Annotated in this window: 8 protein-coding genes and 3 tRNA genes; 4 read left to right on the plus strand and 7 right to left on the minus strand. The window is 62.3% G+C overall.

Annotation, left to right across the window (positions count from 1 at the left end; all coding sequences use genetic code 11):
- Positions 1-3 precede the first annotated feature (3 nt).
- Together VGM71_RS03920 and VGM71_RS03925 are read right to left on the minus strand one after the other, a co-directional pair.
- Complete coding sequence (locus VGM71_RS03920; RefSeq protein ID WP_331542507.1) at positions 4-2,841, minus strand: TonB-dependent receptor; 2,838 nt, start codon at positions 2,839-2,841, stop codon at positions 4-6.
- A 242-nt stretch (positions 2,842-3,083) separates the two neighbouring features.
- Positions 3,084-3,797 carry a FadR/GntR family transcriptional regulator gene (locus VGM71_RS03925; protein ID WP_331542508.1) on the minus strand — a complete coding sequence of 238 codons (714 nt, stop codon included), beginning with the start codon at positions 3,795-3,797 and terminating at the stop codon, positions 3,084-3,086.
- Between the two features lie 220 nt (positions 3,798-4,017).
- Between VGM71_RS03925 and ggt the strand changes: the two genes are divergently transcribed.
- The 4 genes from ggt to VGM71_RS03945 all read left to right on the plus strand — a co-directional run bounded on the left by ggt (position 4,018) and on the right by VGM71_RS03945 (position 11,537).
- Complete coding sequence (gene ggt / locus VGM71_RS03930) at positions 4,018-5,784, plus strand: gamma-glutamyltransferase (RefSeq protein WP_331542509.1); 1,767 nt, start codon at positions 4,018-4,020, stop codon at positions 5,782-5,784.
- 53 nt (positions 5,785-5,837) lie between these two features.
- Positions 5,838-8,885 carry a TonB-dependent receptor gene (locus VGM71_RS03935; RefSeq protein ID WP_331542510.1) on the plus strand — a complete coding sequence of 1,016 codons (3,048 nt, stop codon included), beginning with the start codon at positions 5,838-5,840 and terminating at the stop codon, positions 8,883-8,885.
- 166 nt (positions 8,886-9,051) lie between these two features.
- Positions 9,052-10,719: a peptide-N4-asparagine amidase gene (locus tag VGM71_RS03940; protein WP_331542511.1), complete on the plus strand. Its 1,668-nt coding sequence runs from the start codon at positions 9,052-9,054 to the stop codon at positions 10,717-10,719.
- 233 nt (positions 10,720-10,952) lie between these two features.
- Positions 10,953-11,537 (plus strand): isoprenylcysteine carboxylmethyltransferase family protein, encoded by a 585-nt coding sequence (locus tag VGM71_RS03945; RefSeq protein ID WP_331542512.1) that lies wholly within the window; start codon positions 10,953-10,955, stop codon positions 11,535-11,537.
- A gap of 184 nt (positions 11,538-11,721) precedes the next feature.
- Here VGM71_RS03945 and VGM71_RS03950 read toward each other — a convergent pair whose 3' ends face one another.
- The 5 genes from VGM71_RS03950 to pgsA all read right to left on the minus strand — a co-directional run bounded on the left by VGM71_RS03950 (position 11,722) and on the right by pgsA (position 13,808).
- A complete protein-coding gene (locus VGM71_RS03950) occupies positions 11,722-12,651 on the minus strand; it encodes a hypothetical protein (RefSeq protein WP_331542513.1) in 930 nt (309 codons plus the stop codon).
- A 138-nt stretch (positions 12,652-12,789) separates the two neighbouring features.
- A tRNA-Leu gene (locus VGM71_RS03955) sits at positions 12,790-12,876 on the minus strand.
- A gap of 48 nt (positions 12,877-12,924) precedes the next feature.
- Positions 12,925-12,998: transfer RNA gene (locus tag VGM71_RS03960), tRNA-Cys, on the minus strand.
- Positions 12,999-13,079: 81 nt separating this feature from the next.
- Positions 13,080-13,155, minus strand: a tRNA-Gly gene (locus VGM71_RS03965).
- A gap of 38 nt (positions 13,156-13,193) precedes the next feature.
- Positions 13,194-13,808 carry a CDP-diacylglycerol--glycerol-3-phosphate 3-phosphatidyltransferase gene (pgsA, locus tag VGM71_RS03970; protein ID WP_331542514.1) on the minus strand — a complete coding sequence of 205 codons (615 nt, stop codon included), beginning with the start codon at positions 13,806-13,808 and terminating at the stop codon, positions 13,194-13,196.
- Positions 13,809-13,813 lie beyond the last annotated feature (5 nt).

Raw genomic sequence — 13,813 nt, forward strand, 5'->3', positions numbered from 1 at the left:
CGGTCAGAACGAGCCGCGCACGCCGACGAAGAACGTGCGGCCGTTGGCTTCCGCATAGTTCAGCCGGTCGCTCAAGACCTGGTACTGGTAGACGTTCTCGTTGGTCAGGTTCGTCGCATAGAGGAAGATGGACGCGTGCTTGTTGAGGTTGTAACTCGCGCTCAGGTCCACCTGGCCGTACGACTTCACGGAGGTGGGCTGTCCCTGGTTGCCGGCAAGCAGGGTGAGGTAGCTCTGCCGCCAGTTGTAGGCGGCGCGCAGTTCGATCGGCCCCTTCTGGTAGTAAACGCTGAAGTTGGACGAATTGCCGATACCCGGCACAGCGAACCGGCCGGTGCTGGCGAGGTGATCCGAGCTGATCGACGTATCGCTGGTGACGTAGGTGTAGTTCGTCGCCACACCCAGGCCGTCGAACGGCGCCGGCAGCCTGGTGAACTGGTAGTTGAAGGTCACCTCCGCGCCCTTGATGGTGGCGTCGTTGAGGTTCACCGGCTCGGTCAGCTGGAACGGGAAGCCGAGCAGCGTCGCGTTGGTGGTGATCTTCGTCGTGAAGTTGCTGACCTTCTTGTAGAAGAGGTCGATCGCGGTGTAGCTCGTCTCATTGAAATACCATTCCAGGCCTGCGTCGTAATTCTTCGACACATACGGAAGCAGGTTGGCATTGCCCTGGTCGATGGTCTGGTCCTGCGGACGGAAGTTGTACCGCACGTTCAACGCCAGGTCGCCCAGGTCGGGACGGGTCAGCGTCTTCGAGGCCGCCGCGCGGAATACCAGGTCGTCGCGCAGGTTGAGCTTGAAGTTCGCGGACGGCAGCCAGTAGTGGTAATCACCCTTTTGCGAGATCGGCGTCAGCGAGCCATAGGTCGGGATCGCGTTGGTCGGATCGGCCGGGTTGACCGCGATGTTGAGGATCGGGATCGAGAACGCGCGGGATGTCGTGTCGGTTTTCGTGTAGCGCATGCCGAGATTCAAGGTCCACGGCATCGCGTTGTCCTGCTCGAACGTGGCGGAGCCATAGGCCGACGTGGTGTGTTCCTTGATCTGCGCGTACGAGCTGGGGTCGGGGCGCGCGTCGAAGCTACCACCATTGGCCGCCAGCGCCGCCTGGAAGGCCGACGGATTCGCCAGCTGGTTGTATGCAGCGGGCGAAGCCAGGTACTGGAACAGCTTGTCGGTGTTGTAGGTGACCCACTGGTGGGGGAATGTGGACGACACGCCATCCACCAGGCTGCCCCCGTCGTACACATGCGCGTCGACGGCATCGGCAGGCACATTCACGGCGTAGCCGCAGTAGACCGCGCACGCCACGTCGTCGGGCGTCTTGTAGGTGAGCTTTGTCTTCTTGCGCTGGGTGCTCGACACGCCGAAGTCCAGGCGCGAGAGCGTGCCGTCCACGAAGCTCTTCGAGAAATGCAATTTGTTTTCGAAGATGGCATCCGTGACGTTCGCGCTCTGCGTGCCCTGGTTGGGCACGTGGGCATGCAGCGAGTCGATATCGTCGGTCGGAAGGAAGCCGGACCAGCTCGGCAGGTGGTTGCTGCCACCGTTCTGCCATTCAGGCGTCGCGCCGATGTTTCGCGTGCCGAGCACGGTGAAATTGCTGTCCGCCGACTTCTTGTTCCAGGCGCGCGAGACAGCGCTGTCGAAGTCGACCTGCATCGACGGGTCGATCTGCCAGTTGAAGTTAGCACCCACCTGGGTGTTAAAGGCATCGCGCGGCACCGAGCTCACGATGTAGTCGTTCGCCATGCCGCCCGACGCGTCCACGCCGAAGTTCTGCGCGGTGCCGTTGGCATCGGGCGAGATCGAATTGATGATGCCTGTGTTGGTGTAGAGACCGAAGCCGCGCACATCGGAATCCACCTGGTATTCCGAGAACAGGCCGTCGACCTTCACCGTGAAGTCGTCGGCGGGCTTCCAGTCGATCGCACCATTGAAGGAACGGCGGGTGCGCGTTTCCTGGGTCGACTGACCCTGCAGCGTCTGCGGCAGCGAGACGTTAGTGTAGGCCGGATTGATCCGCGAGAAGTCCTGGTTGCTGAGCCAGCCGCCGGTGTCCATCGTCTGCTGGACATGATCGCGCTTGTAGTACACGACCGAGGCAAGCCAACCGAACGTGTGGTCCGCGTTGGTGTTGCCGATCATGCCGGAGACTTTAGGCGTGGTTTTGCCGCCGAAGCCGCCACCCGTATGGTCATTGACCGCGGCGGCGCTGCCGGCCGCGTGCCAACCGTTGAAATCGAAGGGGCGCGCCGTGATCACGTTCACGGTGCCGCCGATGCCGCCCTCTTCCGTATCCGGCGTGGCGGTCTTCTGCACCACCGCCTGCTGGATGATCTCGGAAGGCAGGACGTCGAAGTCGAAAGCGCGGTCGGTGGCGGCCGTGGCCATCGTGCGGCCGTTTACCAGCACGTTCACGAAGTTCGGACCGAAGCCGCGCACGGTGATCTGGTTGGACTCGCCGCCGCCACGGTTCACGGATACGCCCGGCACACGCTGCAGCGCATCGGCCACGTTCTGGTCAGGGAATTTACCGGCCTCTTCCGCGGACACGGAGTCCACGACGCTGATCGAATCGCGCTTGGTTGCCTGGGACAGGTACAACGACTGGAGCTGACCGGTCACCTGCACCCCGTTGAGGTTGGTCACGGACTTCTTGTCCTTGACCTTGCCATCCGCGGTGGGCGTGGCGTTCGTGTCCTGCGACTGGGCCGCCGGGCCGGCCGGGGCGGCGGGAGCCGCGTCCTGGGCGCAGGCCTGGAAGGAGCCGCCGATGAGACCGATCCCGATCATGCCCGCCAGCGCGTTGCGCACCGATAACGCCAATACCTTCCGCTGCATCCCGATTCCCCTCTATGGATGGACTGCTATTCGTCTCAACCGGGCCAAACGAAGGCAGCAGTCCGCCGTCGAGGGCAAGCTCTTGCCCCCGGGCTTCGTGTGTCCTTGTCGATCCCGAACCGTTTCCCCGCGACGCCGGGCCTACCCTGCCCGGTCGTCCGTGGGTTGAATTGTAGTATTTTATTATTATCCCACTGCAAGCTGCGGCGCAGCATGCACGGAAACGGCAGCGGAGCGCCGTATCAGGCGAATTTCGTGCCGCGACCGCGACCGCGAATGTTCTTCCGCGACTCGGCGACCATGTCCAGCATGGCCTGTCGGGCTACCTCGGGCTGGCGTTTGCGAACCGCTTCGTAAACCTTTTCGTGATGCGGAAGCGCCGCCTTGAAATTCCCCGAGTTGCGCGCGGAAAGCAGGAAAAACGTACCCAGCGCCGTCTCGATCACGGAAAACAGCGACACCATCAGTTCGTTGTTGGTGGCACGCAGCAATGTCTCGTGGAAGGCCAGATCGGCCTCGGCCCAGGCATCCAGGTTCTCCGAAGCCGCCATGGCCTGATAGGCCGCCTTGAGGTCGGCAAGCTGTGCGGCGGTGCGCCGCTTCGCCGCTGCAGCCGCGGCCGCGGGCTCGATAAGCTCGCGCATTTCCACGAGCTTCTCGACGAAGCTCTCGGTGGGCATGAGGGCGCAGCGCCAGGCCAGCACGTCGGCATCGAGCTGGTTCCAGTGCATGGCATCGCGCACGCGGGCGCCCGTGCGCTGGCGCGACTCGATGAGACCCTTGGCAACGAGCACCTTCATGGCCTCGCGCAACGCCGTGCGGCTCACCTTCATTTGCTCGGCGAGGACTTCCTCGCGCGGCAGGCCATCGCCGGGCGCCAGCTTGCCACTGACGATCAGCTGTCCCAGTTCCCGGACCACTTGGCTGTGCAGGTTACGCGTGGTCACAGGCTTCACGATGTGTCGCTCCCTTGATGATATGTCGCACGGCAACGCTACACAGCCGCGTCCCTGGGCGTCAATCCGACAATGGCCTACGCTACACCACGTGACACCGCTCACATCGCCGCATGGGGAGCATCGGTCATGGTGACCGACAACGATGCGGTAGATCTACCGACAAGGAACACGCATGAATCGCCTGACGACTTGCACGGCCCGTTGGATCTCCTTTCACATGCGGCCGGTACTCCTGGCCTCCCTGCTCTCCTGCCTCGCCTCCAGCGCGTTCGCGACGGACGGACTGGGACGTGGCGACCGCTATTCGGGAAACCCCTGGGCATCCCGTTCGCCGGTGGTGGCGCAGCATGGCATGGCCGCCACCGAACAACCTCTCGCCTCGCAGATCGCCCTCGACATCCTGAAGAAGGGTGGCAGCGCCGTCGATGCGGCGATCGCGGCTAACGCTGCCCTGGGACTGATGGAGCCGGTGCTCAACGGTATCGGAGGCGACTGCTTCGCGATCGTCTGGGATCCGAAGACGGGCAAGCTCTACGGCTACAACGGCTCGGGGCCATCCGCAAAATCTCGCGACCTGGCCAAGATGCGCGAGGAGGTAAAGGCCGCTTACGCCAGGACCGGCATGCCGTACAAGGACCATATACCGCCGGTCGGCTCGCTCCCGATCACCGTTCCCGGCACGGTCGATGCGTGGTTCGCCTTGCACGACAGGTTCGGCAAGCTGTCCATGGCCGACGACCTGGCGCCGGCCATCGCCTATGCGAAGAACGGCTTCCCCGTGACCCAGCTGGTGGCGGCCTATTGGAAAGGCAACTTCGCCTCCTTCGAGAAACGCGAAAAGCTTATCGGCGACCTCACCAACGCCCGCGCCACCTATCTGATCGATGGGCACGCGCCCGCCGAGGGTGAGGTCTTTCACAACCCGGACCTCGCCCATACCCTGACGCTCGTCGCCGAAGGCGGTCGCGACGCGTTCTACAAGGGAAGCATCGCTCATACGATCGATGCCTATTTCAAGCGTGTCGGCGGCGATCTCCGCTATGCCGATTTCGCGGATTTCAAAGGCGAGTGGGTCACACCGCAGTCGGTCAATTACCGCGGATACGACGTCTACGAGCTACCGCCGAACGGACAGGGGTTCGCCGTGCTCGAGATGCTGCAGATCCTGAAGCATTTCGATATCCGCAAGATGGGCCAGGGTAGCGCCGACACGCTGACCGTCATGCTGGAGGCCAAGCGCATGGCTTACGAAGATCTGGCCAGGTACTACGCCGATCCTCGCTTTGCGAAGGCGCCGATGACTGCGTTGATCTCCGAAGCGTATGGCGAGAAACGTGCTGCATCCATCCAGCCCGGTCATGCGGAAGCGACGGTCGGACCTGGCGACCCGAAGCTGTTCGACGGCGACACCACTTATTTCACGACCGCCGACAAGGACGGCATGATGGTTTCCATCATCCAGTCGAACTATCGCGGCATGGGTTCCGGCCTGGTCGCCGACGGCCTGGGCTTCATGTTCCAGGATCGCGGCGAGCTCTATTCGCTGCGCGAGGGTGATGCGAACGTCTATGCGCCCGGCAAGCGTCCGTTCCACACCATCATTCCCGCCTTCGTGATGAAAGACGGCAAGCCGTTCCTGTCGTTCGGGCTGATGGGCGGCGACATGCAGCCGCAAGGCCATGTGCAGGTGCTGTCCAACATCATCGACTTCGGCATGAACGTGCAGGATGCCGGCGACGCTGCCCGCTGGCGGCACTACGGCAATGCCGAGCCCACCGGTGAAGCATCCGAGGGCATCGGCACCGTGGAGATGGAATCGGGCTTCGACCCCGCGGTGAAGGCGGCGTTGTCCAACCGTGGCTACAAGATCGTCGGCGGTAGCGGTAACTTCGGTGGCTACGAAGCGATCATGTTCGATGCGAAGCAGCATGTTTACTGGGGCGCGACCGAGATGCGCAAGGATGGCACCGTCACCGGTTACTGACCCATGGATTCTCCGCTCCCCCTTTTCCCGCAAACCTCCAGAGGTATGTATCGATGACCGACACCATGCGAACCGCTCCCACCTGGGCCACGCTGAAGTTCCTCGTCGTATGTATGGGCACGGCCCTTGCGGGCACCGTTGCCGCACAGTCGACCACGGGCTCGGTTTTCGGAACGATTGCCGGTGACAGCACGGGCGACACCGTTCGCGTCGAAGGATCCAACGGCATACGTCGCGAAGTCGCGGTGGATCGGACAGGCCACTATCAGGCGGGGTCGCTGCCCGTCGGCACCTACGCCGTCAGCCTGCTTCGCGACGGCACCCTCGTTTCGAAGCGCGAGAACGTCGCGCTTCGCGTCGGGGGCGCCGCGCAGATCGATTTCACCGGTGCCGCCGCCGAGACGTCGGGGGCGGCCACCAACCTGGGCGGCGTGACGGTGTCGGCAAACGCCCAGCCAGCCATCGACGTCACGACGGTCGATTCACGCACGGTGATTTCCGCCGAGCAACTTCGGCAGCTTCCTCTTGCGAGGACAGCCGAGGACATCGCGCTTCTGGCGCCCGGAACGGCCACGTCGGGCGCACTGTATGCCAGCCGCATCGGGGGCGGCGGTAACCTCGTGTCCTTCGGCGGTTCCAGTGGTGCGGAGAACGCGTACTACATCAACGGATTCAACACGACCGATCCGTACAAAGGCGAGGGCGCGCTGCAGCTACCTTACGGCGCCATCGACCAGCAGGAGGTGTTGACCGGCGGCTACAGCGCGAAGTACGGACGATCGGACGGTGGCGTCATCAACCAGGTGGGAAAGAGCGGGACGAATACATGGCACTACGGCTTCCAGGCCCAATGGAGCCCACGCTCACTCGCCTCGTCGCCCGACAACATACGTTACGCACAGAACCGCTTCGCCAGTCAGCTTTACGACTATCGGCAGGAAGACAAGAGCTGGACCACGACTTACAGCGCCTATATCGGCGGCCCCTTGATCGCGAACCGCCTGTACCTGTTCGCGGCGGCGGAGCAGGACACGACACGCGGCGACACCACGGCGACGAATGCCGATCCGTCGAATCCCTCAGCGCAATCCTCGCGGCTCCACTACAAGAACAAGACCCCCAAATGGTACGGGAAGATCAACTGGAACATCACCGACAACAATATCCTCGAATTCACCGGCATCCATAGCGAGCAGTCCGGCTCCGGCCAGAATGCGAACTTCAACTACGCGGACCTCGGCACGAATGGTCAGTCCGTTCCCTCGGTCTTCACGAAGACCGGCGGAACTGCCTACATCGGCAAGTTAACCAGCTACATCGCCGACAACCTGACCCTCACCGCCCTCTGGGGACGGATGCGGCTGCACGACTACAGCGCCCCCGCGGGCTACGATCCCAGCCTTCCTTATCTCCAGAACATCACCGACCAGGATCCCCTGCTGAACGGAGGACGGTCGATCAGCAATTCGCAGACGATCTCCTCGCTGTCCGCACCCACGCAAGGGGCACAGAACACGAGCCTGCAGCTGAACCTGGAATGGAAGCTCGGCGACCACACGCTCAACGTCGGCGTCGACAACGACAAGCCTGAGACGATCGACCAGGGAAACAACCAATCCACCTGGACTTACGGCCAGAGCGCCGGCGCGATCGATATCGCCAATGGCATCGGTGCGCCCGGCGGTCGCGGGTACTATGTCGTCAACGAGATCACCAACGGCGCTTCCGGCGTGAAGACCGTCGAGCGTGCGCAATACCTCGAGGATAACTGGCAGATCAACGATCGCTTCCTGCTCAGTCTCGGTATCCGGAACGACTCGTTCGACAACTACAACAACAGCAGCGTGAAGTTCACATCGCAGGACCATAACTGGTCGCCTCGCGCCGGCTTCAGCTGGGACGTGTTCGGCGACGCCACGCTCAAGGTGTTCGGGAACCTGGGCCGGTACTACCTCGCCATCAATAACAACACGGCCTACGACGGCGCCACGGGCTACCAGTGGCAGCGCAGCTACTACACCTATACGGGCATCAGCCCCGCGGGCATGCCGACGGGCCTGGCGCAGTTCGGCAGCTTCTACGTCAACGGCCACACCGGTGCGGCACCCGATCCCCGGACGGTCGCCTCGACGAACCTCGGCGCGGAGTACCAGGACGAATTCATCCTGGGCGCCACCAAGGCGCTCGGCGAGCATTGGGTCGCCGGGGTGAAGGGTACGTTCCGCAAACTCCGGCAGATTTCCGACGATGTCTGCGACAGCGCGAACCTGCTGATCGGCAAGGCGGAAACCACGTACGGACTCACCGACGACCAGATCAGCGCCAATCGCGGCGGTTGCTACATCTTCAATCCCGGCAAGACCAACGACTTCCAGGTCGCCACCACGAATGGATACGTCAATGTACCGATGAGCGATGCCGACTGGGGATTCAAGCAAGGGCCCAAGCGCAACTACTATGCCCTGGAAATGTTCCTCGAGCGTCCGCTATCCGATGGTCCCTGGGGTGGCCGGGTCGACTACGTGTTCTCGCGAAGCTACGGCAACTCGTCGGGCCTGCTCACGGCAAGCCGCGGCAACGATTCGGTGGGGGTTACGCAAGACTGGGATAACGCGTACGTCATGGAGCATGCGAACGGCCTGCTCAGCAACAATCACACCCACCAGCTCAAGTTGAACGGCGTCTACCGGTTCTCGCCCGAGTGGATGGTGTCCGGCGTGGTAAGGATCGCGTCCGGTGCGCCTCGTTACTGTCTCGGCTTCTACGGACCGACGCCCGACGATCCGGCGACCAACAGCCCGAACGGTTACGGCAGCCTGTACCACTGGTGCGACGGACAACCCTCCCCGCCCGGAAAGCAAGGCGACCTGCCCTGGACGCACCAGGTGGACCTCAACCTCGACTACTCGCCGGAATTCGCGCACCACCACCTGTCCTTCGACCTTAGCGTGTTCAACGTCCTCGACGAGCAGCGTGCGCTCGCCATCTATTCGCAGCACAACTCCACCGCTACCCCGTCGCAGCGCGCCGACCTCTATGGCACGGCTACCGTGCTGGAGCCGCCACGATACGTACGGCTCGGAATGAACTACGATTTCTGATCTTTGTTTGAACTGGGGTGGTGGCATGAGAGGATCGATGTGGGGTGCGGCACTCCTGTGCCTGTCGTTTGCCGGATACGTTGCCGCGGCCGACCACCCCTTGCCCATGCGGGACGCGCCGTCGGGCGTCCCGACACTCGCGCGCCCATCGGGCCGCTCTTGCGAAGTGTCGCTCTTCAAGGACCAGCTGTTCGGACAGATCGGCGACCCGAAGGCCATGACGGCCAAGCCCCTGCTGTTCGACTACGCCCCGCCGAAGGAATGTGGCAAGACGTGGTCCAAGGTCGTACTCGAAGTCGACTTCTCGGTGCCGGCGGGCCGGCAGTACGACCGGACCGCCGGCATCTGGCTCGGTGGCACGAATCTCTACTTCGGGACCACGCAGGAACCCGATGCGACAAGCGGCGCGCGCTGGCACGTGGAACGCGACCTCACCGACTACGCTCCCCTCTTCCGCGATCCGAAACCCGGACAGGTCATCCTCAACAACTGGGTGAGCGAGAAGTACACCAGCGTCATCCAGGCCAGCGCCCACCTGGTCTTCTATCCTGCGACGCAGGATGCGCCGGCTTCTACGGCGGCGGACGCTGTTTTCGGCCTGAGCGACGACCCGAGAGGCGAGCAGGCGATCGTGCAGGACGGAAAGGCGCGACTGCACAGGACGTTGGCCCTGCCCCGCAATACCGAACGCGTCTACATGGATGTCTTTGCGCAAAGCCAGGGCAACGACGAGCCTTGGTATACCTGCATCGACGATGCCTACGTTTCGAAGACTCAAACGTTTGCGCTCGAGTCGCCGTACGACGGCGCGCCGCTCCAGGAATGCAACGGGGGCAACCTGCGGCAGGTCCTCGTCACGATCGACGGCCAGCCAGCCGGTCTCGCTCCCGTGTTCCCGTGGACGTATACCGGCGGCGTCAATCCGCACCTGTGGCGGCCCATGCCGGACATCCAGACGCTGAACTTCATTCCCTACCGCGTCGACCTCACGCCATTCGCGGCGCTGCTGGACGATGGAAAGCCACATGACGTGTCGGTCCATGTGCTGGGCGCGAACCGGTTCTTCAACCTGGCGGCGAGCCTGTTGGTCTACGAAGATCAAGGCAGCAAGGTGCTTGCCGGAAAACTGCTATCCAATAGCCTGAAGAAGCAGCCGGGCACGGGACTGCCGCATGTGGAAAGCACGCTACATGCGAATGGGGAGCACCGGATCGAAGGCACCGTGAACACGGCTGGCAAGGACAGCTACCTTATCGTCGGCGTGCTCGACACGTCGCATGGAAAGGTTCGCACCGAGGTGGCTCATAAGGACAGCTTCTCGAATCGTCAGACCTTTTCGCGCCCCGATGCGACGCACTATCGCCAGGTCATCGATCAGGCCACCGACGTGGACGAGACGATCGCGACACGCACGGGCAACGCTGCGGAGGTTCGCCATCGCCGGACAGTGTCCTACCCTCTCCATCTGGACGTGACCAAGGACGTCGCGCAGGACGGCAGCTTCCAAGGCGACATCGACATGAGCCAGGGCCTGCACGTGATTCGTCAATCGCGCGGCGGCGACGTCGCGTTCGAGTCGCACCTCGACGAATCCATCCAGAGCCACGCCGCTGCCGATTTCAACAGCATGGGCAGTTCGATCAACCATTCCCGCGACCAGCACGCCATGCACACGTTCGCTTTCAAGGACACGTTTGGGAGCTGTAGTGCCACGAAGCTCGAGTCCAGGAACGAGGAGCCTGCTGTCGCCACGCCCGGTGAAGGGTGCCCGAACGGAACCGGCGCCCTCGACTGGCGCTCGCGCCTCGATGCCCAGGCGAGCGGGGTGCCATAAGAGGCTCGCCTAAAGGGACCGCCCCCGTTGCCGATAAAGTGGCGGACACATGGCGGGGGGAACGCAATGAGGAAACTCGGAATCATGGCGCTGGGGAGCGTCCTGAGCATGACGTCGGGCTAACTCACCCGGAGCAGATCGGCAACGGGCGTCAGGCCTGCTAGGCAAGGGGGGTCCGGAACTGAGATATTCGCGAGCACTGGCGGGGCTGGTCTCGTCAACAGGGAGGACGAATGAAGACCGACGACTGGCTGAAGCTGGGCATCAGCGCCTCGTGGTATTTCCTGCTCGCCTGGTGGCTCTGGAGCGCACGCGGCACCAAGGCCGCTGTACGTGGTGAGCCGTGGATGACCCGGTTGTTCCTATACTGGTTGCCATTGGTGCTGGCTTTCGTATTGCTAGGCCCGGGCGAATGGTACGGACACCATTGGCTGCGCGAAGGCATCGTGCCGCACACGACTCCCTTCTTCGCTACGGCTCTGCTGATCGTAGTAGCTGGTGTCGCCCTCGCCTGCTGGTCGCGTTACCTGCTCGGCAGAAACTGGAGCAGCGTCGTGCAGATAAAGCAGGCGCACGAGCTGATCGAAGCCGGTCCCTACCGCTATATCCGTCATCCCATTTACACCGGGATTCTCCTGGCATTTATAGGCACGGCGATCCAGGTAGGCGACGTGCGCGGCATCTTCGCGGTACTGATCGTCTTCGTGTCGTTCTGGCGGAAGCTCCGGATGGAGGAGCGCATGCTCGGAGAGACGTTCGGGGATGTCTATGCTGCTTACAAGCGCAGGACCTCTGCGCTCATCCCCCGTGTGTTCTGAAACTCGCTACGTCTTAATGACGTGGCGTGGCTTTGGCACGCAACCTGCCCGACAAGGCCAGAGCAACGTACGCGATGCGCCGGCATAGCCAGCTGCCCACAGCAGAATGACTTTCCCACGATCTTCGATCAGGGCATTGCAGGAGCTCATGACGTTCGACGCAAAGTTCCTGCCGAATCTTTCGTCAGCGCTCTGTGGTTGCTCCCCACGGAAGCTGGATTTGACGCACCGCACGCAAGTGTTTCTTCACCTCGACAACCTCATATTCGGTTCGCGTGCCATGGGCCGTCTGCCACTGGCGGACGCGCACGCGACAAACCAGTGAGTCTCCCTTGGAGAAAGACGCGATGTTATCGTCGACGGCGTGCAGGAATGTAGTGTCCGAAATGATGGCGCTGATCGTCGACGCCCCATCCGAAAGACGCCACTTATTGTCTTCCTTGAATGCAAGGGAGACGATTGAAAAAGCCATATCCCGTATGTCATCGATGATGAGCTCTTCTTGAGCCTGAGGGGCAACAAAGGCGGCACGTTCGGTGTCTTGCACCGTGACGTTTACCGTTACACCCTGGCCCAGGGCGACGACGCTTATTCCAGGCTTCTCCAACGGCGCGAGCACTTGCTCTGTCGCCTTCCTGACCCCGACATCGCGTAACAGGTCGACAGTACCTTTCTCGACATCGTAGAACTCATCCTCGACGTAGATGCGGACCTTTGATGAGCCGCTTTCCGGGTCGATGGTTTCGATGCGCGTTATGGAGCGGCTACGGAGCCATTTCAGAAGCGGCAAAAGACCTCTCTTCCCAATGATCCCCAGAGCACCGAGAATCGCCGTGGCGTTCGCGATGGCTGTTGTCTCTGGCCCTGCGAAGATGTCCCGAATCGACTTCAGCCATTGCACACCGGCCACGAAATCGATGTTGAAGCTCCCGGTCTCGAAGGAGCCTTTCACGTTGACGCTGATCTTAGCCCTGTCTCCGTAGAGGACGCGCGCCGATGCCTCGAGAAGGTCGGCCATCGCGAGCAAGGCCGGAGCGAGCTCGCGCGGATCCATCTCGTGGTTCTCCAGCGCCGGACCATCGTAGGTCAGTCGAAATTCCGTCATGTCGTCCATCGTATCTCCATGTGGATCATATGCCTCGACCGGTCAGCGTAAAGGCGCCCTTTGCGGAGCGACACGCATTCGAAGGACAGACCGGGACGGAGAATGTCGCCTGAATAGGTAAGCGAAACACAATGCGACTAGGAATGATGGTGCCCGGAGTGGGACTCGAACCCACATACCCTTTCGGATGAGGGATTTTAAGTCCCTTGCGTCTACCGATTTCGCCATCCGGGCGGAAAGAAAAAAGGCGCACCGCGTGAGCGGATGCGCCTTGGAATGCGATGGAGGCCGAGGTCGGAATCGAACCGGCGTACGCGGATTTGCAGTCCGCTGCATGACCACTCTGCCACCCGGCCATCGCTTGCGCAGCGCGAAGAGTACCCGCGAAGCGCTTAAAAAACAAAACCTCGGGTTGACCGAGGCTTTGTAGAATTACTTGGAGCGGGAAACGAGACTCGAACTCGCGACCCCGACCTTGGCAAGGTCGTGCTCTACCAACTGAGCTATTCCCGCGTCGTTGTCCGGCCATTTTAGATCAGATCGGGAATGTGTCAACCACCTTGCACCGAATTTTTTTCACTTTTCTTCACCTCTTCTGAATCCCCGCGCAGGCTTGGCCACGCGGCGCGGAGGTAGTCGACACCCGACCAGATGGTGAGCACACCCGCCACCACCAAGAGCGCTTCGCCTACGTGGTACAGGCGCAGCGTCTCCGCGTCGTGCTGGAGCAGAAGCACTACCAGGGCCACCATCTGCATGGCGGTCTTGAGCTTGCCGAGGAAGGCCACCTTCACCTTGGAGCGGGCGCCGATCTGGGCCATCCACTCGCGCAGCGCCGACACACTGATCTCGCGGCCTACGATCACGGAGGCGGTCACTGCCATCAGGATCCCCTGCCAGCCCCCCCGGTGCGACTGCACCAGCAGGAAGAGGGTCACGGCGATCATGAGCTTGTCGGCCACCGGGTCAAGGAAGGCGCCGAAGGCCGAGGTAAGGTTCAGCCGCCGGGCCAGATAGCCGTCGAGCCAGTCGGTAAAGGCCGCCAAGACGAACACCACGGCCGCCGTGAGATTCGCGCCGCGGAACGGCAGGTAGAAGACGATGACCATGACAGGGAGCAGAAGCACCCGGAACAAGGTCAGCCACGTGGGGAGGTTGATTCGCATAAGTC

It is taken from the genome of Luteibacter sp. (assembly GCF_036499525.1).
Classification (GTDB): domain Bacteria; phylum Pseudomonadota; class Gammaproteobacteria; order Xanthomonadales; family Rhodanobacteraceae; genus Luteibacter.

What these genes read in the sequence shown, in the direction of transcription:
- VGM71_RS03950 (WP_331542513.1), bottom strand. Translation starts at nt 12,651, where the DNA reads ATGGACGACATGACGGAATTTCGACTGACCTACGATGGTCCGGCGCTG.
- VGM71_RS03935 (WP_331542510.1), top strand. Translation starts at nt 5,838, where the DNA reads ATGACCGACACCATGCGAACCGCTCCCACCTGGGCCACGCTGAAGTTC.
- VGM71_RS03920 (WP_331542507.1), bottom strand. Translation starts at nt 2,841, where the DNA reads ATGCAGCGGAAGGTATTGGCGTTATCGGTGCGCAACGCGCTGGCGGGC.
- VGM71_RS03945 (WP_331542512.1), top strand. Translation starts at nt 10,953, where the DNA reads ATGAAGACCGACGACTGGCTGAAGCTGGGCATCAGCGCCTCGTGGTAT.
- pgsA (WP_331542514.1), bottom strand. Translation starts at nt 13,808, where the DNA reads ATGCGAATCAACCTCCCCACGTGGCTGACCTTGTTCCGGGTGCTTCTG.
- ggt (WP_331542509.1), top strand. Translation starts at nt 4,018, where the DNA reads ATGCGGCCGGTACTCCTGGCCTCCCTGCTCTCCTGCCTCGCCTCCAGC.